The organism is Spartobacteria bacterium UBA695 (assembly GCA_002298145.1).
GTDB lineage: Bacteria > Verrucomicrobiota > Verrucomicrobiia > Chthoniobacterales > Chthoniobacteraceae > UBA695.
On record DBMP01000013.1, the window covers coordinates 514,145 to 532,716 of the forward strand.

15 protein-coding genes and 1 tRNA gene are annotated in these 18,572 nt (G+C 59.7%); 5 read left to right on the plus strand and 11 right to left on the minus strand.

The window, feature by feature from the left end:
- Positions 1–46: 46 nt before the first annotated feature.
- Positions 47–790, minus strand: coding sequence for a hypothetical protein (locus B2828_RS08510; protein WP_479633291.1), 744 nt, complete (start codon positions 788–790; stop codon positions 47–49).
- A gap of 615 nt (positions 791–1,405) precedes the next feature.
- On the opposite strand from B2828_RS08510, the gene B2828_RS08515 reads away from it, so the two are divergent.
- A complete protein-coding gene (locus B2828_RS08515) occupies positions 1,406–2,542 on the plus strand; it encodes a pseudouridine synthase (protein WP_479633292.1) in 1,137 nt (378 codons plus the stop codon).
- A gap of 218 nt (positions 2,543–2,760) precedes the next feature.
- On the opposite strand, the gene hisB is transcribed toward B2828_RS08515, so the two are convergent.
- Together hisB and B2828_RS08525 are read right to left on the minus strand one after the other, a co-directional pair.
- Positions 2,761–3,348, minus strand: coding sequence for an imidazoleglycerol-phosphate dehydratase HisB (gene hisB / locus B2828_RS08520; protein WP_479633293.1), 588 nt, complete (start codon positions 3,346–3,348; stop codon positions 2,761–2,763).
- Between the two features lie 19 nt (positions 3,349–3,367).
- Complete coding sequence (locus B2828_RS08525) at positions 3,368–4,504, minus strand: PTPDL family protein (RefSeq protein WP_479633294.1); 1,137 nt, start codon at positions 4,502–4,504, stop codon at positions 3,368–3,370.
- 121 nt (positions 4,505–4,625) lie between these two features.
- Here B2828_RS08525 and lipA point away from each other — a divergent pair, with 121 nt between their 5' ends.
- Complete coding sequence (gene lipA / locus B2828_RS08530) at positions 4,626–5,510, plus strand: lipoyl synthase (RefSeq protein WP_479633295.1); 885 nt, start codon at positions 4,626–4,628, stop codon at positions 5,508–5,510.
- Positions 5,511–5,532: 22 nt separating this feature from the next.
- A complete protein-coding gene (locus tag B2828_RS08535; RefSeq protein WP_479633296.1) occupies positions 5,533–6,201 on the plus strand; it encodes a glycosyltransferase family 2 protein in 669 nt (222 codons plus the stop codon).
- A 191-nt stretch (positions 6,202–6,392) separates the two neighbouring features.
- Here the strand turns inward: B2828_RS08535 and B2828_RS08540 are convergent, their stop codons facing one another.
- The gene (locus B2828_RS08540) at positions 6,393–6,686 is read right to left on the minus strand and encodes a YhbY family RNA-binding protein (protein WP_479633297.1); all 294 of its coding nucleotides are present in this window, start codon (positions 6,684–6,686) and stop codon (positions 6,393–6,395) included.
- Positions 6,687–6,691: 5 nt separating this feature from the next.
- Positions 6,692–9,142, minus strand: coding sequence for a tetratricopeptide repeat protein (locus tag B2828_RS08545; protein WP_479633298.1), 2,451 nt, complete (start codon positions 9,140–9,142; stop codon positions 6,692–6,694).
- Between the two features lie 171 nt (positions 9,143–9,313).
- On the opposite strand from B2828_RS08545, the gene B2828_RS08550 reads away from it, so the two are divergent.
- On the plus strand, positions 9,314–10,297 hold the full coding sequence (locus B2828_RS08550; RefSeq protein ID WP_479633299.1) for a malate dehydrogenase: 984 nt from the start codon (positions 9,314–9,316) through the stop codon (positions 10,295–10,297).
- A gap of 92 nt (positions 10,298–10,389) precedes the next feature.
- On the opposite strand, the gene B2828_RS08555 is transcribed toward B2828_RS08550, so the two are convergent.
- The gene (locus B2828_RS08555) at positions 10,390–11,910 is read right to left on the minus strand and encodes a putative porin (protein WP_479633300.1); all 1,521 of its coding nucleotides are present in this window, start codon (positions 11,908–11,910) and stop codon (positions 10,390–10,392) included.
- A gap of 148 nt (positions 11,911–12,058) precedes the next feature.
- On the opposite strand from B2828_RS08555, the gene B2828_RS08560 reads away from it, so the two are divergent.
- A tRNA-Leu gene (locus B2828_RS08560) sits at positions 12,059–12,143 on the plus strand.
- 183 nt (positions 12,144–12,326) lie between these two features.
- Here the strand turns inward: B2828_RS08560 and B2828_RS08565 are convergent.
- From B2828_RS08565 to B2828_RS08585, 5 genes are all read right to left on the minus strand, one after another.
- Entirely contained in the window at positions 12,327–13,130 is an 804-nt protein-coding gene (locus B2828_RS08565; RefSeq protein ID WP_479633301.1) for an ABC transporter ATP-binding protein, read from the minus strand.
- Positions 13,127–14,086 carry a FecCD family ABC transporter permease gene (locus B2828_RS08570; protein ID WP_479633302.1) on the minus strand — a complete coding sequence of 320 codons (960 nt, stop codon included), beginning with the start codon at positions 14,084–14,086 and terminating at the stop codon, positions 13,127–13,129. The genes B2828_RS08565 and B2828_RS08570 overlap by 4 nt, the downstream gene beginning before the upstream one ends.
- 95 nt (positions 14,087–14,181) lie before the next feature.
- Complete coding sequence (locus B2828_RS08575) at positions 14,182–14,805, minus strand: isochorismatase family protein (RefSeq protein ID WP_479633303.1); 624 nt, start codon at positions 14,803–14,805, stop codon at positions 14,182–14,184.
- Positions 14,806–14,809: 4 nt separating this feature from the next.
- Positions 14,810–15,991: an ABC transporter substrate-binding protein gene (locus B2828_RS08580; RefSeq protein WP_479633304.1), complete on the minus strand. Its 1,182-nt coding sequence runs from the start codon at positions 15,989–15,991 to the stop codon at positions 14,810–14,812.
- Positions 15,992–16,032: 41 nt separating this feature from the next.
- On the minus strand, positions 16,033–18,291 hold the full coding sequence (locus B2828_RS08585; protein WP_479633305.1) for a TonB-dependent receptor: 2,259 nt from the start codon (positions 18,289–18,291) through the stop codon (positions 16,033–16,035).
- Positions 18,292–18,572: the final 281 nt, after the last annotated feature.

Below are 18,572 nucleotides of genomic sequence, written 5' to 3' on the forward strand. Positions count from 1 at the left end.
CCAAGACGTAGCGGGACCGTGATACTGGCTTCCATCGCCAGTCATCTTATCTGCCAGTAATATTTGCCAAAACTTGCGCCGCCTCGGCCGGTATATGTTTGTCCTCCGAGGATGTGGGAACCAACTTGGCGCTTGCGTTCTTTGGCAATTCGATGCCCGTGGGAGTCACCTTGCTTTCGGTCAGTATTTCCCCGACAAGATTCTTCGTGTCCCATAGTTTTGGGAATACGATGCGGTGGTAGAATTTCAGGATGTCACCTTTTTCCCAACCGTAGGTAATGGTCAGAACACCGCGGTTGTCGCGGTCTGATTCGTAGGCGGGATAAACTGCCTTCAGAGCGCTATCGACAATCGGCAATGTCATTACATCCGGCAGACACTTGTCATCCATCGTCCGATCATATTTGGGGTTGCGAACCGCACCGTGGGCGGTAATGACGCTTCCGTCACGCAACGATAATACCCACACATTCCATGCGTAATGGCCGTAATGGTTATCGACAGCCACATATTTACCCGACGGACTCCAGTAAACCGAGCTGAAGTAGCTTTCGAATGGATAGCGGGCAATTTCTTTGCCGCGCCGCCTGAGTATCAGCCACTGCTTGTCAGCCCAGGACACCGTTGCCGAAAGCGTATAATTGCCTGAAGGAGACCTCTTCGTGGAATATTCACCTTCCGCAGCGATGGCATCGGCGCGTTGGTCGGCGAGGCGGTCGGCGCGTGCGGTGATGCCGTTTGCGAGCAATATTGCAAACAGACAAGCCTTCATCTTTTTGCCGAATCTCATAAATTTAATAAATCCACGGCGCTCATACTACTGCCAGAGCACCATATCGACTGGGATTACCCATTTGGCTTCCTGCCCCACGGTTGTCCAGGGATTGGGGTTCGCCATTTCCTGGTCGTTCCATAATTTTTCAAATTTGAACAGGCGCGGGTTCGAAATTGATCCCAATGGCTTCAGAGGGGAAGTAAATTTTGAGCCAATACTGGTGGCCGGAAGGTCGGTGATCGACTCGGGGGATGTTCACCGCACTGTCGGAACCGGTGTATTCCGTAATGGTAATCTGGCCCGGCTTGTGTTCGCCTTGCCGCCCCGAAAAGAGCGCAGCGATTTTTCGGGGCTCCGGGGGTTCTTGGATAAGCGCCTGAGGCGCTTGGCGGATTCGCTTCGCGCTCCATACGGGGGCAAGGCGGGCGTGGATGCTTTTTGGGAAGCTTCGGATTTTTTGGGGCCCGCTTTGCCGATGGTTTTGGATTCCGGGGCTCCGCCCCAGTCCCCGGCAAGGGGCTTGCGCCTTGCATCCCGTGGAAACTGCGTTTCCTTTAAAAGGTATACCAGTGCTTTAGGGGAAAACCCGGGGCTTGATCCCGGAGGCCAAAGGGCCCACATTTGATCCTTATGCGTATTAACCGATTTTTGGCTTCGGCGGGGCTCGGCTCGCGGCGGAGTTGTGAAGAGCTGATCCTCGCCGGGCAGGTGACGATCAACGGAGTGGCGTGCGAAAGCCTCGCCACGACGGTCGAGCCATCCGATGTGGTCAAGGTCGGTAATCGCGTGCTGCACACCTCCGCGCCGATGACGATTGTCATCAACAAGCCGCCGGGAGTCCTCTGCACGGCCTCGGATACCCACGCTCGCCAGACGGTGTTCGATCTGCTCCCGCCCCGTACGCCGCGCCTTTTTCACGTGGGCCGTCTCGACATGGAGAGCGAGGGGCTCCTTATTCTGACCAACGACGGCGATCTTTCCCTCAAGCTGACCCACCCGCGCTACAAAGTTTCCAAGGAATACGAGGTGGTGCTTAATCACCCTTTCGACGTTGAACTGGTGCCCAAGCTGCTCCATGGCATGAGCCTGGAGGAGGGCTGGGCCAAGGCGGAGGCGGTCTACAAGCTCGCGCCGAACAAGGTCAAGGTGGTGCTGCGCCAGGGGCTCAAGCGCCAGATTCGCAACATGTTTTACACGCTCGGTTACGAAGTCGTCAAACTGGTGCGCACGCGCATCGGGCCGCTCACCCTCGGCGACATGCCACCGGGCGCCTTCCGGGCGGTGACGCATGCGGAGATCGACGCTTTGCTCGAAGAGGGGGCCAAGACGGCTGCCGAAACTCCGGAACGCCCACGGCGCGCTTACAAGCCGCGTCCGGCTTATGGGCACGGAGGAAAGGGGGGCCCAGGAGGCCATGGACGCGAAGAACGGCCTTCTAAAGAGCGCCGTTTCTCGGATGAGCGGCCTCTCCGTCATGAATCGCGGGAACCGGAACGCTCCGGCGAAAGAAGGCCCTTCGGGGCGCGCCCCGGTGCTTCGCGCGGAGGGAAGGCGAAGGTGGAGGAAATTCCATTCGTGCCCCGGTCCCGGCGTGCTGATGCGAAGCCGGAGGGGGACGCCTGGGAGCGCAAGCCCCGGACGGTCGAGCACAAGCCTTGGCTTAAGAAGAAGCATACGGGCGCTGAACACGGCGGCCCCAAAGCTGCCCACGGGCCCAAGAAGCCCCATCCGTTTGCGAAGTTCGCGCGGCGGGAGCGGGATTTCTAGAGGGGGCGCTTGTTGTCGACAGAAGGGTGAAGTTCAACTTCCCCCCCTCGTTACAAATCTCCAGATTCGTAACGTTCTTGTCTGGGAATCTCTGATTCCATAGCCGTACGGAACGAATCAGGAGATTCGCAGACAGCTTTGCATTCCCAATCTGGAGATTGGGAACGAGGCAAAACGAGTCAAATGAGCCTGGTGTGCACCGCTGGCTTTGCTGTGGGCTACAGCGTTCCCTTGGTGCTGGGGACGCCCTGGACGCGTGGGTCGATCTGGACGGCTTGGTCGATGGCTTTGGCCAAGGCCTTGAAGATGGCCTCGGACATGTGGTGGGCGTCGCGACCGTAGAGGATCTCCGCGTGCAGGTTCACTCCGGCGTGGACGGAGAAGGCGCGCAGGAATTCTTCCACCAGTTGGAAGGGGAAGTGGCCGATCGGGTCCACGCTCTTGGGCACGCGGTATTCCAGGAACGGCCGTCCGCTGAAGTCGATGACGACTCGGGCGAGGGTCTCGTCCATGGGGAGGTAGGCCCAGCCGTAGCGCCGGATGCCCCGTTTGTCCCCCAGCGCCTGGGTAAAGGCTTTGCCCAGGCTGATGCCGACGTCTTCCACTGTGTGGTGGTAATCCACCTCGATGTCGCCATCCGCCTGTACCGTCAGGTCCACCAGGCTGTGGCGCGCGAAGAGCGTCAGCATGTGGTCGAAGAACGGGATCTTGGTCGAGCACGTGCTTTCCCCGTGCCCATCCACGTTGAGCTGGATGGAGATGCGGGTTTCGGCGGTGTTGCGTTCGACGGTGGCGGTGCGGCTCATGGTTGAGGTGTGAGGAAGGTTATTTTTTGCCCTTTTTATCTTTGCCGTCCTGCTCGGGGCTGGCCGCGGGCGTTGGGGTGGGAGTGGGTTTGGGCTTTTTCAGCAGGGCTACCTGGGCGCTCAGTTCCCGGGCCTTTTCGTTGGCGGGCCAGAGTTTCCCGGCTTCGTTGAGCTTGGAGGCGGCGTCATTGAGTTTCTTGTCGGAGACGGCCGTTTCGGCTTCCTGGGTGAGGTTGATGCTGGAGCGCATGTTGGCCAAGGGGAGGGCGGCGAGGCGGGTCTTTTCGGCGCTGTAGGTGGACTTGAAGGCTTCGAAGCTCTTGGGGGCTTTGTCCAGAAGCGGCTTCCATTTGAGGGCGTCGTTCTTGGAGGCGGCGGCCAGCGCTTGTTCGGCGGCGGCGACCTGGCTCTTCCAGGCCTGGATCATCTGGCTCTTCTGCGGCTCGGGGACGTAGTTGATGTTGGCGTTGAACTGCGCTTCCTGGTTTTTCCCGACGGCTTGCAGGCGGTCGGCCTCGGCGGCGGCGGCGGGCAGGGTGTTCTGGGCGAGTTCGACGGCTTCGGGGTAGACCTGGGCGCCGGGGTAGTCTTTTTCAAGAAGGGCGAAGGTGTTGAGCGCGCCGATGAAGTCGCGGCGGGCGGCCTGCGCTTTCATCTGGCCCAGGCGCATCGCCGCGCCGAGCTGATATTTGTTTTTCTCGGCTTCCTCGGCGGTGTACCAGCGGTTATCCCACTTGAGCTCGCCCGCTTTGACGCGCTCTTCCTCGGCTTTGAGCGTGTCGAGCATGGTCTGGACGGCTGGGGCGTGTTCGCTGGAGGCGTGTTCGCGCAGGAAGGCTTCGAGCGGTTTCTCAAGAGCCGGGTAGGCGCTGGCGGCGAAGGAATACGGACCTACGCTGTAGGATTTGAGGGTTTCGAAAAGCTGCGAGTCGGCTGTGGTCTTGGAAAAGCTTTCCAGGTCGGCCTTGGCAAAGGTCTTTTCGTCGGTGATGCCGGCGGCCACGATAACGTCCATGACGACTTCGGTGTCACTTTCCCGAAGGATTTTGCCGCTGTAAGACTCGCCGGATTTCAGCTTGACCGTGTCGGCCAAGGTGGAGGAGAGAAGCGCTCCGGCGGTAATAAGTACGAGGAGGGTGGGGGAAGATACCTTCATAAAGCTGGGCAATTAAAGCGAACTTGGGCTTCGGGCGCAAGCATAGTTCCAGTCAGGGGGGAGGGGTGAGAAAATGAATCCTTTGCTTTGAAATGGATAATAGCTTAAGTTCCCCCTCCGCGTGAAAATCGATCCCTCACTTCACCAGGCCCGGAAACCTGACTGGCTCAAAGTCCGGTTTCCTTCCAGCCCCGTCTTTCATTCCACCAAGAACTTGGTTGCTGATCTGCACCTTACCACGGTGTGCGAGGAGGCCCAGTGTCCCAACCGATGGGAGTGTTGGAGCGCGGGTACGGCGACCTTCATGATCGCGGGGGAACGGTGTACGCGCGCCTGCGGGTTCTGCGCGGTGGATACGGCGAAGCCTTTTCCGCTCGATCCCGATGAGCCTCGCCGGGTGGCGGAGGCGATTTCCCGGCTTAAGCTGCGGCACATTGTGGTGACTTCCGTGACGCGCGATGACCTGGAGGACGGCGCGGCGGAACATTTTGCCCAGACGATCCGGGCCGTGCGGGCGGTGGACCCGGCGATTATTATCGAGGTGCTCACGCCGGACTTCAACGGCCGCGAGGCGTCGCTCCAGACCGTGGCCGACGCTGCACCGAACGTTTTTAATCACAACCTGGAGACCGTTGAGCGGCTTACCCCGCTGGTGCGCTCCCGGGCCCAGTACCGCCTTTCTCTGGAGGTGCTGCGGCGCTTCCGCGAGATCGCCCCCGGCATCCCGACCAAGAGCGGCTTGATGCTCGGTCTGGGGGAGGAGGAGCCGGAGATCCTCGCCGCTCTGGATGACCTGCGCGCGGCGGGGGTGGAAATTCTGACGCTGGGCCAGTACCTGCGCCCCTCGCCCAAACATCTTCCCGTGGTGGCCTATATTCACCCGGATAAATTTAAGGAGTACAAGGAGATCGCTTTCCAGAAGGGGTTCGTCCATGTCTCTAGCGGCCCGCTGGTTCGCAGTTCCTACCATGCGGCCGAGTTCAACCCGAAAACCCCACAATCGTAAGCCTCGAACCTTGCCGCTCCGAATGTCGTCTGAAGATCCAAAAATCGCCGCTTTAATTCCCGCATTCCGCGAAGGCCGCCACATTGGCGAAGTCGTCCAACGGGTCCTCGCTTTGCTTAATACGGTGCTGGTGGTCGATGACGGCTCTCCAGATGATACCGCGCGCGCGGCCCGGGAGGCCGGGGCCGAGGTGATCGTGCATGAAAAGAATGCCGGGAAGGGGGCTGCGATCAAGACCGGCTTTAAGGTGCTGATGGAGAGGGGTTTCGATTACGTGATCATCCTGGATGGCGACGGCCAGCATTTGCCCGAGGAGATCGGGCGCTTCGTGACGGCTGCCAGGGGGGGCTGGGAGCTCTATGTCGGCAACCGGATGCAGGAGACTAAGCGGATGCCTCTGGTGCGCAAGCTGACGAATGTTTTCATGTCATGGGGGATCAGCCGCCTCTGCAGGCAGCCCATACCGGATACTCAGTGCGGTTTCCGGATGGTTCACCGGACGCTGATTCCGAGCCTCTTCTGCGAGAGTAATGCCTACGATTACGAGACGGAGATGCTCCTCATCGCGGCTCGCAAGGGGTGCCGGATCGGGAATGTGCCGGTTTCGACGGTTTACGCGGATGAGACCAGCAAGATCCATCCGCTGCGCGATGGGTTGCGGTTTTTGAGGCTGCTGACCCGGCAGCCGTAGATCTGAGTAATACGCTTTACACAGACAAAAGGCATTAAGGTTCACGCAAAGACGCAAAGGCGCAAAGAAGAGACGCACCTGCTTTCTTTGACGTAAGGGGCCTGGGGATTTCTCGGTTCCCTCCACGGTTGCGAACACACTGGCGTTCCCAATCTGGAGATTGGGAACGAGGAGGGAGGCGGCGCGCCAGTTTAGGCTTCCGCTTTGGGCTGCTTCGGCTTGGGGCGGTAGAAGACGGCGACGTGGCCGACGATTTGGAGCAGGGCGCTGCCGGTGGTTTCGGCGATTTTGGCCGCGAGCTCTTTTTTCTCCTCTTTGAAGTCGGAGAACTTGATTTTGATGAGCTCGCGCAGGGCCAGTTCGCGGTCTACTTCGGCCAGGAAGGATGCGGAGAGGCCTTGGTGGCCTACTTTGAGGGTGGCTTCAAGGCGTTGGGCCGTCCCTTTCAGGCGGCGACGGTCGGCGGGTGTGAGTGTCGGTTCCAAAGGTGTTATTTTTTGTTGAGCGACTGCTCGAATTTCGGGTCGGGGCGCATCCCGAGGTCGAGTGCTTCGCGGTAATGTTTGAAGGCGGCGTCTTTGTCCGCCGGTTGGGCGGTGGAGAGGAGGACGGCCAGGTTGTAGTGGGCGTCGGCGTAGGAGGGGTTCAGTTGGAGGGCGCTCTCCAGTTCTTTCCGGGCGGCTTCGGCCCAGCCTTTTTTCCCTGCGGCGACTCCCAGGAAGTTATGGGCGGAGGCGCTCATCGGGTTGGCTTTGACGGCCTGGGTGAGTGTGGTGACGGCTTCGTCGTAGCGTCCCTGTCCATAATAGATGATGCCCAGGGTGGTCTGCGCGAAGGCGTCGTTGGGGGCGATGGTGTTGACTTTTTTAAGGGTCTCCTCGGCCTGTTTCAGATGCCCGGCGCGGAAGTGGGCTACGCCGAGGTTGGAGAGGGCGTAGACGTTGGAGGGGGCTTTGCTGACGATTTTTTCGTAGAGCCGGACGCTTTCGAGGTATTTCTTCTGGTTGAAGGCGTCCTTGGCCAGGCGGGCGGTCTCCTGGAATTCGGCCGGGACGGGGGCTTTTGCCTCGGTGGCGACCTGCGGGGTGTTCGGCTTGGCATCCAGCGCGCCGCTGGGGGCGGTGGGCAGGCCGCCCTGGGTGGGCAGGGAGCTTTCGGCGGCGTTTGAGCTGCCGGAGCCGGAGGCGGGGGCGGCGATGGAGATGGACATGGCCCCGGGGGTGTTGTCGATGATTTCCATCTGCGGGGTCTTGAAGAGGGCGCGCTCGGCTTCGGTGAGCTGTACGGCGGGCTGGCCCAGGAGGCTGATCTGGTCGACGAGGGCCTGGGAGCGGACTTTCATCCGGTCGAGCTCTGAGAGGACGAGTTTGCGGGATTGTTCGCGGCGGGCCTGGTCTTTCAGCTCGCGCAGGACGATGCCGCGAAGGAGGTCGTTTTCCTGGCTGAGCTTTTTCTGGTCCTCGGTGACGGGGGGCTGCTCTTTGGCGGTGGCTGTGGCGGTGTCGAGCTGCTTCTGGAGGTCGGCGATGGTCGATTTGTTCGTTTCGCCTTCCTTGCGGGCGGCGTCGAGCTGTTCCTGGACGCCCGCGAGCTGTTTCTGGAGCCCGGCGATCTGCTGCTCTTTGCCGGGAAGGGTGGCATTCAGGGTGGCGATGGTTTTCTGCGCTTCGTCGAGCTGTTTCTGGAGGTTGGCGTTCTCGGCGAGGAGTTTGTCGGCCTTGCCTTTCTCCTCCTGGGCTTTGGCGAGCTGGGCGAGGGCGGTGTCGCGCTCGGCGGTGACGCTCTGGATCTGTTTCTGGGATTCGGCCAGTTTCTGGCTCGCGGTGGCGGCTTCGGCGCGGGCGGCTTCGCGCTCCTGGGCGGCGGCGACGAGCTTTTTCTCGGCTTCGGCGAGGTTGTTGGAAAGTTGGGTGGCCTTGGCGGTGGCTTCGTCGCGCTCCTGGGTGAGCTTGAGGGCGCGCTGGTGGATGAGCTCGCCCTGTTCTTCGGCGACTTCGCGGTCGGCCTTGGCGTCTTCAAGCGCGTTGCGGAGCGCCTGCATTTGCTTTTCGATTTCCTTGGCCTTGGCTTCGGCGGCTTCGTCTTTTTGCTTTTGCTGGGTTTCGAGCTGCTGGCCGGCGGCTTTCAGCTGGGCTTCGAGGTCGGTTTCGTTGGTCTTGGCCCGGGTGAGCTGCTCTTTGGCCTTGGCGGCTTCGACCTTGGCTTGCTCGAGCTGGGCCTGGAGGGCTTTCTGGGCGCCGGTGTTGGCCTTGGCGGCGGCTTCGTTGGCGGCGGCGCGCTCGGCTTGTTGCTTGAGGGCGACTTCGGTTTGGCGAAGTTTTTCGGCCTGGTCCTGCGAGAGGGTGGAGGCTTGGTCGAGCTTGTTGGTGGTCTCCTGGAGCTGGCGGGCGAGGCGGGCTTTCTCTTGCTGGACGCTTTCGAGCTGCTGGCGGGAGGCTTCGAGCTGCGCTTTGATGTTGGCCATCTGGGCGCGCATTTCCCGGGCGGCGCGGTCGAAGGCGTCGCCGCCGCCGGTGCTGCCGCTGTCGGCATCCGGGCTGGTGGCTCCGCCGCGCGGGGCGGGGGAGATGTTGGGGTTGATGCCGGGGACGAGGCTGGTATCCAGGCCGGGGGTGGGCGTTGCCACGGGCGGGGCCTCGGCGGCGATGCGCTCTTGGAGGTTCGTGATGGCGTCGGCGACCTTCTTTTTACGGAACTGGAGGACCGGGGGGTTCCAGCCGGGGTTGCGGGCTTCCAACTGGTCCAAGACGCTTCCGGCGAAGCGGTATTTGGCAAGCGCGCCCTTGAAGTTCCCCTGGCTTTCCAGCTTTTCGGCGGCCTGGCAGCTCATATAGGCGCTCAGGAAAATCTGGTCGGGATCGCTCGGCTCCGCAGCGGGCGCGACGGAGGCGGTGGCGACGCAAGCCGCCAAGGGCAGAAACAGGTAGGGGGACCGCAACATAGGTGGTAAATCTTTAGGGGGCTATATTTCCTAGTGGAAAAACTAGGTACATGCAACCCCTGTGCCGCAGAAAGGCACGGGAATTCCATTTTTCTGCCCTCTAGATAAAAATCCGCTTTCCCCCAGGCCAGCGGCACTCTTTAATGCGCGGGTTAATTTTCCATTTTTTCTATGCCTAAAAATCCTATTAAAGTCGCCGTGACCGGAGCCGCCGGTCAAATCGGGTACTCGCTTCTCATTCGCATCGCTTCGGGGGCCATGTTCGGGCCGGACCAGCCCGTTGAACTGCACCTCATCGAGATCGAGCCCGCTCTCCCCGCTCTCCAGGGCGTGGTGATGGAGCTGCAAGACTGTGCCTTCCCGCTTCTCTCCGGCATCGTGCCGACAGCCGACCTCGCCGAAGGGTTCCGTGGTGTGAACTGGGCGCTGCTCGTTGGTTCCGTGCCTCGCAAGGCGGGTATGGAGCGCGGCGATCTGCTCGGCATCAACGGCAAGATCTTTACCGGCCAGGGCAAGGCGATCGAAGCCAACGCCGCCAGCGACGTGCGCGTCCTCGTCGTGGGCAACCCGTGTAACACGAACTGCCTCATCGCGCAGAACAACGCCAAGGGCATCCCGGCCAACCGCTGGTTCGCCATGACCCGCCTGGACGAAAACCGCGCCAAGGCTCAGCTCGCCGCGAAGGCTGGCGTGCACGTTACGGAAGTTTCCAACGTCGCCATCTGGGGCAACCACTCCGCCACCCAGTACCCTGACTTCTACAACGCCAAGATCGCTGGCAAACCGGCCACGGAAGTCATCACCGACGAAGCCTGGCTCAAGGACACCTTCATCCCGACCGTTCAACAGCGCGGCGCGGCCATCATCAAGGCCCGCGGCCTTTCTTCCGCCGCCAGCGCCGCCAATGGCGTGGTCGACACGGTGCGTTCGCTCATCACGCCGACCCCGGCTGGTGACTGGAACAGCGTGGCGGTCTACTCCGACGGTTCCTACGGCATCGACAAGGGGCTCATCGCTTCCTTCCCGATCCGCAGCAACGGCACCGATTACGAGATCGTGCAGGGTGTGCCGGTGAATGAATTCTCCCGCGGCCGCATCGACAAGAGCGTGGAAGAACTCCGCGAGGAAAAATCCCTCGTTGCGAACCTGCTCTAGTTTTAGGCAGTAGCCTCAGGGCTTGATTTGAATGCGGAGCGTCTTTCCAAAGGCGCTCCGCTTTTTTTGGCCCTGAAACGTGGAGGGGCGGTCTAGAACTTCACGTTGAGGTCCACTTGCAGGACCTGGATGGAATTGGCGTCGGCCAGCTTGGCTCCCCGCGTGGCCTGGCCACCGATGAGGTCCTTGCGGAGGTTATCGGCGGTGCTGCCGATGATCGAGCCCGTGACGGCGTCGGTGAAGTTGTAGGTGAGGCTGGCCCTCCAGCCTTTCATATTCAGTCGGCTGAGCGCCCAGTCGGAGTCGTTCAGGTTGGGGTCGATGGAGGCGAGGCCGACTTGCCGGTAATTGACGAGGATCGACCAGTCGCCCTTCTTGATGTTGTCGCCCAGCTGCAGGCCGACGAGCCAGGCGAAATCGTCCTTGGCCGCGTGGGTGCGCACCGGGTCGTAGTCAATGATGTTGCCTTTGTTGTCGTAATTGGGAACCACGTAGATGTCGTTTTCGCGTTTCGCTCCGTCGGTGTTGTAGGCGCCATCCCAGTAGAGCTTGATCTTCTGTTTGCAGAGGGTAAAGGAGATGTCGCCCGGGAGCTGGATAATGGATAGATCGCGCGTTTCGCCCCAGCCCAGAGGCAGGAGGTCGGAGCCGGTGTCGTTGATGACTTGGGCGAAGCCTTGCTGGTTCCAGACGTTGTTGATCTGCGCGGAATTGTACGTCAGGTAGGCCGGGGCGATGGTCAGTTTGACGTCCTTTGTAAATTCGTAGGTGAAGATGAGCTGCTCGACGAAGAGGTAGGCATCGGTGTTGTACCCGGCGGGGCTATACTCAAGGTTATCGTCGAAAATGAACTGGCCCGCCACGAGCGAGAGCGTCCAGGGGCAGGGGATCGGGTCGCATTTGACGGAGAGAACGGTCTTGCCGTCGTTGGCGTATTCGATGGTCTGCTGCTCGCCGCAGCTGAAGAGTTTGTGGAATTTGATGTTCTCCACGAGGCCCGAGGGGTTGATGTCCGGGTCCCAGACGAGGTCTGTGGTGTAGAACGGGTTGGGCTGCTTGCCCGCGATGAGGGTCAGCCAATCCGTGGCGTTCCATCCGACAAAGGCGCGGCTGACGTAGATGGGGTAATTCTGGAACCCGCCGTCAAAAGTCTGGTTGGAGCTGTCGGAGTAGCGGTTGAGCTGTAACTGGACGCCGCCAAACCAGTTGTCGGAAAGCTGAAAATCGGCCCCCAGCCGGAGTCGGAAGCGCCAGCGATCGCGTTGATCGCCGTGGCCGGGATCGTCGGCGTAGGTGCGGGTGGTGGAATTCCATTTCCCAACCTGGGGATCGACGTTGTCATACTGAAAGCGCATGCGGGTATCGCCGTAGAGCTTCAGTTCTTTGACGGGGCTGGTGATTACAATTTTCTCGGCGGAGGATTTCTCCCGTTTTTTTGCGCGCTCAGCCCGCTCCTTTTTCAGCGCCTCGGCTTCCTTTTTGGTGATGATTTTTTTGCCAACCAGGAGGTCGAGCAAATCGTTATCATCCTCGGCGGCGGCAAACCCGGGCACAACGGGGCCAAACAGCACAACCGTTGCCAGCCCTGCCGCAAAAAGGGAGGTCTTTTTCATTGGGAGAGTCTTTCGACTACCCGTTCGCAGGATGGACGAGATTTGAGCGCAGAAAAAATTGCCTGCGAAACCGTGGCTGCGGCTGTTTTTCCTGCTTCCTTTTTGGGAAACGCTTTTTTAAGGTCACGGTTCCGCATTCTCACAAGATGCCGATGTGGCGAAATGGCAGACGCACCGGACTTAAAATCCGTTGGGATTCACCTCCCGTGCCGGTTCGAGTCCGGCCATCGGCACTCTTGAAATGCTCTGAAGGTGGCTGGGCAAGGGATTTCAGAGCGGTTGGGACGAAAAATCGTTCGCTTTTATGCCTGCGCATGTTTCGTCAAAATTGCCGGTTTGCGCGGAGAGTTTTGGCGCTTGTTTGGCACTTGCTCGGGGAGGCCAATGCCTGAAAGATCGCTGAGGCGATCGCCGGATTATGCTACAGGCGAGGACTTTTCGCCCGCTGGGGCTTTGACAAGCGCCACTGGCTGGACTCGCAAAAAGCCCAGGACCGGGTGGGGGGTTACTTCGGCGTCGATGTAGTAAACGGTGCGGAGGCGTTCGGGGGTGAAAACCTCGACCGGCGTGCCGTGCGCTGCGACTGCGCCGTGGTCAAGCATGAGGACGTGGTCGGCATATCGCGCGGCAAGGTTCAGGTCGTGGATGACCATGAGGGTGATCCGCTCAGCCTGTCGCGTCCATGCTTGCAGGTAGTCCAGCATTTCGAATTGGTGGTGAAGGTCGAGGCTGTTGAGCGGTTCGTCGAGGAGCAGGATTTCGGGCTCTTTGATGATGGCTTGTGCCAATGCGACCATTTGCCGTTGACCGCCACTTAGTTCGTCGACCCGTCGGAAGGCGAGATGCTCCATTTCGAAGTCTCTCAGTACGCGCCAGACGGTTTCGGTTTCTTGCTCTCCGACGTGAAGTTGTAGCGTGTCGAGCAATCCGAGCAGGACCATTTCAAATACGGTCAAGCCGCCCGCTTCTGTTGCGAATTGTGGAAGATAGGCCAGTTTTTCCCGCAGAGTTGAGGGGCTGGACGATTTCCCTGAGGGGCATTCAAGCCAGATTGGCGCTTTGATGGGAAGGATTCCCGCAAGGCATTGGATGAGGGTGGATTTTCCTGCGCCGTTGGGACCGACGATGGCGGTGATGCCCGGAGGAAAGCTTGCGGAGAGGTTCTGGAGCACTTCTTCGCGGCCGTAGCTGAAGTGGAGCTGATGGACGGATAGATTCATGAGGTCCTCCGTTTCATGATAATGGCAATGAGAAAGGGCAGCCCGATAAAGGTGGTGGCTATGCCGATGGGGAATACGGCTCCGGGGATCAGCGTCTTGCTTAAAATGGAGGCAAACGAGAGGAGGATGCCGCCCCACAAGGCCGAAGCCCCGGTATAAAAGCGCTGGTCTTCGCCGACAAAATGCCGTGCGAAATGCGGGGCGACCAGGCCGATAAATCCGATGGTTCCCGTGAAGCAAACGGGGATGGCTGTGACGAGCGCGATGAAGATGGAGACTTTAAGCCGCAGCCGCCCGACGTTGACGCCCATGCTGCGCGCCTTGGCATCCCCCAGCCGCAATGCCGTGAGGTTCCATGCCTCGGCTAGTAGAAGCAGTAGCACACCCAGTAATATGACGCCAACTAGCATAGCCCGCGCCCACGTGGCCCCCTGCAAACTCCCAAACATCCAGAATACGATGACGGCTAGCTGGTTTTCTTTGGCGGTGAACTCCATGAATGAAACCATGGAGCTGAACAAAAAGCCGAGGGCGATCCCCGCCAGGATGAGCGTATGGGAGCCGCCTTTGCGGGCTTTTGCAAAGACTAGGATGAGCAGCGATGAAAGGAGTGAAAAAAGAAAGGCGCTCAGCGGAACGGCGTAATCCCGCCCGATGGGCAGCGGCAGCCAGCCGGTGACGATTTCCAAGGCGGCGCCAAACGCTGCGGCCGCCGAAACCCCAAGCGTGTAGGGGCTGGCCAGGGGGTTGTTGAGGATGGTTTGCATTTGCGAGCCTGCCGTCCCAAGCGAAGCGCCGACCAGCACGGCCATGACGGCCACGGGCAGACGCAGCTGCAGGACAATGACGCGCACGCCCTCCGGGCACGAGGCTAGGGGGGTGAGGGCGGAGAGGATTTCGCTCAGCCGGAGCCCCGAGGGACCTGTGCCGAGGTCGACCAGGAAGAGTGCTGCCAAAAACGCCAGTGAGCCTAAAAGAAACAGAAGTTTCTTTCGCACCAAAGCGGCGTAAAGATCCCGGTGAGAAACTACAGCCCCGGGCTCTGCCACGCTCATGCCACCGCCTCCAGCTGGATGCGCTTAAAGCATTCATCCATGGTCTGCAGCGTAACTCCCATCTTCAGCCAGCGGTTTAGGGTGGCCTCTCGGGCGGATTCCATTCCTTCGGGGGCGTCGACGCCATCGTTGGAGCAGAGGCAATCGGATAAGATCGTTACCCGCCCGCCAGCTTGCACAACGCCATTCACCGCGGCGTTGATGCAGCATTCCACGCCGTTGCCGAAGAGAATCCATTCATCGGCTGCCAGTTCACGCACCAGGGCCGCTGCGTTGCCGTTGTCATAAAACATATCGAAGGCGCGGCAGATGGTGTTTTTCTGGGGATCGCCATAGGTTCGTTTTTCCAAGTAGATGAGGCGGTGGTTTGCCAAGCCGTTTTTCCACTCGGTTTGATTGCTATCCAGCGGAACAAAGAGGATGTCTTTGCGCCATTCCGGGCGGAGCAGGGAACCCGAACAGCACGTAGTAAATACCATCGGGTAACCGCTTTCCCGGATGTGGCTGTAAAGGAGATTGAGCCGGTCGCGCATTGGTTTGACGCGCGGACGCAAGTGAAAGGTGCCGTCCGGGGAGGTTTCCAGGCAATCGATGTCGAAGAAAGTAAAACGGATTGGCATAAGTCTAGTTTTGGTTTTCGGTGGGTAGCATCCATACGCCCCGCAGGGGAATCGGCAGGTATTGATCGTGAAAGGCTTTGAAGTCAGCTTCGGGATGTAAGTCCTGGAACGCGGCGGGATAGAAATCCTTGGCGAGGGCTTCGATGCAAACGAATCCAAAAAAGTGCATGGAGAAATTGTGATATATGCCGAAGACTTTCTGCTCGCGGCAGGCGCGGAGATTTGACCAGCCGGGGCGGGTTTGCATTTGGCCGAGCTTGCGCAGTCCAGGCTCAGCGGCGGCGCCGTAGCCCAGGTGCAATGTGCCCGGGTCTTCCCAGCTTTGGCCCGTGATGACGATGATTTGCGGATCGGCTTTCAAGATGAATTCGGGATGCAGCTTTCCCATGTCGGTAACGATCCCATCGGCGATATTTTGCACCCGCAGGCGATGCAGGATCGCCCCCCAGCCTGAGTACCGGGGCGGATGGCCTTCGCCTCCGTAGGTGACGCCGAATTGCGTGGGCGAGCCGCTGGTTTCGAGATAGACCGAAGGGCCCGGCGCGGGGAGCGCTTCGATCCTTGCCAATACGGTGGCGAGCCGCTGGTCAATATCCGAGACGATGGCGTGGGCTCGGCTTTCGGCGTCTTTTCCCAAGACTTTCCCCAGCAGGAGGAGGCTGCGCTGTGGGCCGGAGAAGGGGTCGTCCGAAAGATCCATGCAAAGCAGGGGGAGCCCGGCGGCCTCGATTTGGGCAAGGCACTTGTAGCCGCGCTCAATCATAAATTTGTCCGCAAGCACGAGGTCGGGGCGCAAGTTGACGATCTGCTCCGGGTTGACGGCGTCCTTGAAAATATCGCCCGCTTCGGGGAGCGATGCGAGCGACGGGTATTTTGCGATAAAGGCTTGATAGCCATCGCGGTCGAAGCGGCGCAAATCGGCTCCGATGGCGACGAGCCGGTTGGGAAGCTCGTCGCCCAGCAGCGCTGCCAATTCGTAGATATCCCGCCCCCGGAGAAGCACGATGCGGTGGGCATCGCGCGTGATTTTCACCGGGCGATTCGCCAAATCCGTCAGCGTCTGCCCCGTGGCGTCGGCTTCCTCCGGGAGGCGCGGCTCGGCTCCACGCCTCCCGGCATGCAGCAACCAGGCTGGCAGCAGCGCCAAAACGGCAAGAAGAATCATCCACTTTTGGCGTTGCAACATAGGTCCTTGAGTTACTGCGTAATATTAAAAATTTGCGATGACTAGAACCGGATTTCAGCCGAGCAAATGTAGGTGCGGGGATCGCCCACGTAGACTCGGCCGCCTTGCCAGGTGGTCCAGTACGCTTTGTCGGTGACGTTGGTGACGTTGAAACGGAAGGTCACATCATTGCCGTAGATTTTGCATTGATAACGCGCTCCCACATCGCCCATTACCACGTAGGGAATGGAGAGGGTATTAGTGTTGGCCCCGTCCACCCATTGGCTGCCCACGTAGGAAATGCCGCCGGTCAGCGTCAGCCTGCGATAAAACGGCAGGTTGTATTCGCTGTAGATTCTGGCGATCTGCTGGGGCACGGCGTCCGGGGTTTTTCCGTCGGTTTCATCAATGGAATGGATGGTGGCGTCCTGGAAGGTGAACCCGCCGACGAGCGTCAGGTCTTGGGTCAGTTTGCCGCTGGCCGTCAAGGAGCACCCGTTATGAAGTTCGCGCCCGTTGGCCTTGAACACGTTGTCGCTGGGGTCGGTATAGGCAAAGTTCTTTTCGATATGGAACAGCGCGAGGTTGAGGTTCATGTTCCATAGGGTTGACTTGGCTCCGACCTCCACCTGCCGGGCAATGTAGGGGTCGAGCACTCGATTCGCATTGGCCGCGTCGCTGGGGGCGGTTTCGCCTTCGGTCAACCCTTCCGTGTAGGCCACGTAGGTGGTGATTTTGGGGATCGGCTTGAACATGATGGCGACGTTCGGCGTGACCGCCCAGGTGTGGTTTTTGGAGGTCTGCTCGCCGCTGGCCGGGTCGTATTGATCGTCAAACACCGCCGCGCAGTTGGCCCCGAGCATTACGGACCATTGCTCGGTGATTTTGACGGTGTCGACGAGTAGGGTGTTGAGGTAGTTGGTCTTCTGAATGGTGCGGCTGGGCCCGTCGGTGTTCCACTCCCCTTTGGTGCCCGGGTAGGGGAAATAATAGATGGGGTTGCTTAGCGACGAGATGAAGGTGGACGGGATATTCATGCTTACCGACGTCGCCGAAAAGTCCGAGAGGTAGTAGGTCTGATCGTCCGCAACGCCCACTGATACTTTGTGCTCCAGGAAGCCGGTATCGAAATTCGCGTCCAGGTAAGTGTACCCTTGGTAGGTATAGGCTTCGTAGGGGTTCCAGCCCGCCCAGGAACGGGTTTGGTTGTAGTCGCCTTCGCTATTGAGGAAGGTGTTCTGGATGTTGATCTGCTCATCCGTATCCCGTGTGAACCGGAAGGCGCTCCGCAGGGAAAAGGTCTCATCCAGCTTGGTCTTGAACTCAACTCCGGCGCGCGTCTCCGAGTCTTCGCTGGAGGCGTAGGGCTCGCCGTAGTTCTTGGATGGGTCGGGAGGCGCGGGGAGTTTGGTGATCTTGCCCAGGCGGAAGAAGGCTTGGTAGCCCTTTAGATCCCGCCAGTAGGTGGAGGCGTCGAAGGAAAGAAGCGTGTCCGGCCCGAGGTGCCAATCGATGGCCCCGCTTAGCAAATAGCGCTCGTGGGTTTGATGATCGGTTGCCGTTGCGAAATCGGGTACATAAAGCGCGTTGAAGCGGTAGGCGACTTTCCCGGTCTTGTCCAACGGACCGCCTGCGTCGATATGGGTATAGAGCTGCTCTCCGCCGTAATCGCCAACGGTAATGTCCAGGAAATCGGTGGTGGTCGGCCGCTTGAGGACATAGTTGATCATACCGCCGGGGTTGGTCATGCCGAACAGAAAGCTGTTGGGACCGTCGAGGACCTCGATGCGTTCCTTGTCTTCAACCGGCCCGTCGACGAGGATGCGCATCCCGTCGAGTGCATACTGATTGACAAGGAATCCGCGGATGTTCACATACGAACTCCCGCGGTTTTCCGGCAGGTCGAAGGCGACGGTGGGGTCTGTCTTGAGCGCGCTTGTGACGGACTGCGCTTGTAGGTTTTTGATGAGGTCCGCCGAGGCGACGTTGATGGAATAAGGCGTATCTTGGAGGGTTACTGTTCCCAAAAGCCCAAGGGTAGCCGTCTCCACACGGTACCCCGCCTCCGCTGAACCCTCCTGCGGCGCGCTCCCTGTGACCACGACTTCAGTGATGGTTTCGGAGGTTACACTTGTTCCCGAAGTGGCGACGGTGCCGGAGGTCTGGGGCGCGGAAGCGGCATGAGCCGCCGGAGGGAATCCGTTGGCAATAAGATACGCCACCATGGCTGCGAGGATAAACTTGAGGCCACGACGGACTTCGCTCAACGAGCTTCCGGAAAGCCGTAGACCAAGACGCGAGGCAACATGAGATTGAGACATTGATGGTGATAAACTGGTCGCGGGATGGCCGTTGGTCGGTCCGTATCCGCGCGAATAAGGCTGTTTTTGATCACTCTCCCTGACTTGCCGAAGAAGGCTGTATTCAGCCCGTTAAGCCAGGGAATCACCCAGTTTGTCTGATGTGCAAGTTCCGCTAGTTAGCACAATATATGCCATCGCTGGAACTACTTGATAGTCATAGTGTGTAACTGGTTTGGGGCTAGTGTATTAGGTATGCAAAACTTAGCGCTGCCAGGTATAGCAAAGGCGGGCCATGGGAA

What these genes read in the sequence shown, in the direction of transcription:
- B2828_RS08510 (WP_479633291.1), bottom strand. Translation starts at nt 790, where the DNA reads ATGAGATTCGGCAAAAAGATGAAGGCTTGTCTGTTTGCAATATTGCTC.
- B2828_RS08515 (WP_479633292.1), top strand. Translation starts at nt 1,406, where the DNA reads ATGCGTATTAACCGATTTTTGGCTTCGGCGGGGCTCGGCTCGCGGCGG.
- hisB (WP_479633293.1), bottom strand. Translation starts at nt 3,348, where the DNA reads ATGAGCCGCACCGCCACCGTCGAACGCAACACCGCCGAAACCCGCATC.
- B2828_RS08525 (WP_479633294.1), bottom strand. Translation starts at nt 4,504, where the DNA reads ATGAAGGTATCTTCCCCCACCCTCCTCGTACTTATTACCGCCGGAGCG.
- B2828_RS08535 (WP_479633296.1), top strand. Translation starts at nt 5,533, where the DNA reads ATGTCGTCTGAAGATCCAAAAATCGCCGCTTTAATTCCCGCATTCCGC.
- B2828_RS08545 (WP_479633298.1), bottom strand. Translation starts at nt 9,142, where the DNA reads ATGTTGCGGTCCCCCTACCTGTTTCTGCCCTTGGCGGCTTGCGTCGCC.
- B2828_RS08550 (WP_479633299.1), top strand. Translation starts at nt 9,314, where the DNA reads ATGCCTAAAAATCCTATTAAAGTCGCCGTGACCGGAGCCGCCGGTCAA.
- B2828_RS08555 (WP_479633300.1), bottom strand. Translation starts at nt 11,910, where the DNA reads ATGAAAAAGACCTCCCTTTTTGCGGCAGGGCTGGCAACGGTTGTGCTG.
- B2828_RS08565 (WP_479633301.1), bottom strand. Translation starts at nt 13,130, where the DNA reads ATGAATCTATCCGTCCATCAGCTCCACTTCAGCTACGGCCGCGAAGAA.
- B2828_RS08575 (WP_479633303.1), bottom strand. Translation starts at nt 14,805, where the DNA reads ATGCCAATCCGTTTTACTTTCTTCGACATCGATTGCCTGGAAACCTCC.
- B2828_RS08580 (WP_479633304.1), bottom strand. Translation starts at nt 15,991, where the DNA reads ATGTTGCAACGCCAAAAGTGGATGATTCTTCTTGCCGTTTTGGCGCTG.
- B2828_RS08585 (WP_479633305.1), bottom strand. Translation starts at nt 18,291, where the DNA reads ATGTCTCAATCTCATGTTGCCTCGCGTCTTGGTCTACGGCTTTCCGGA.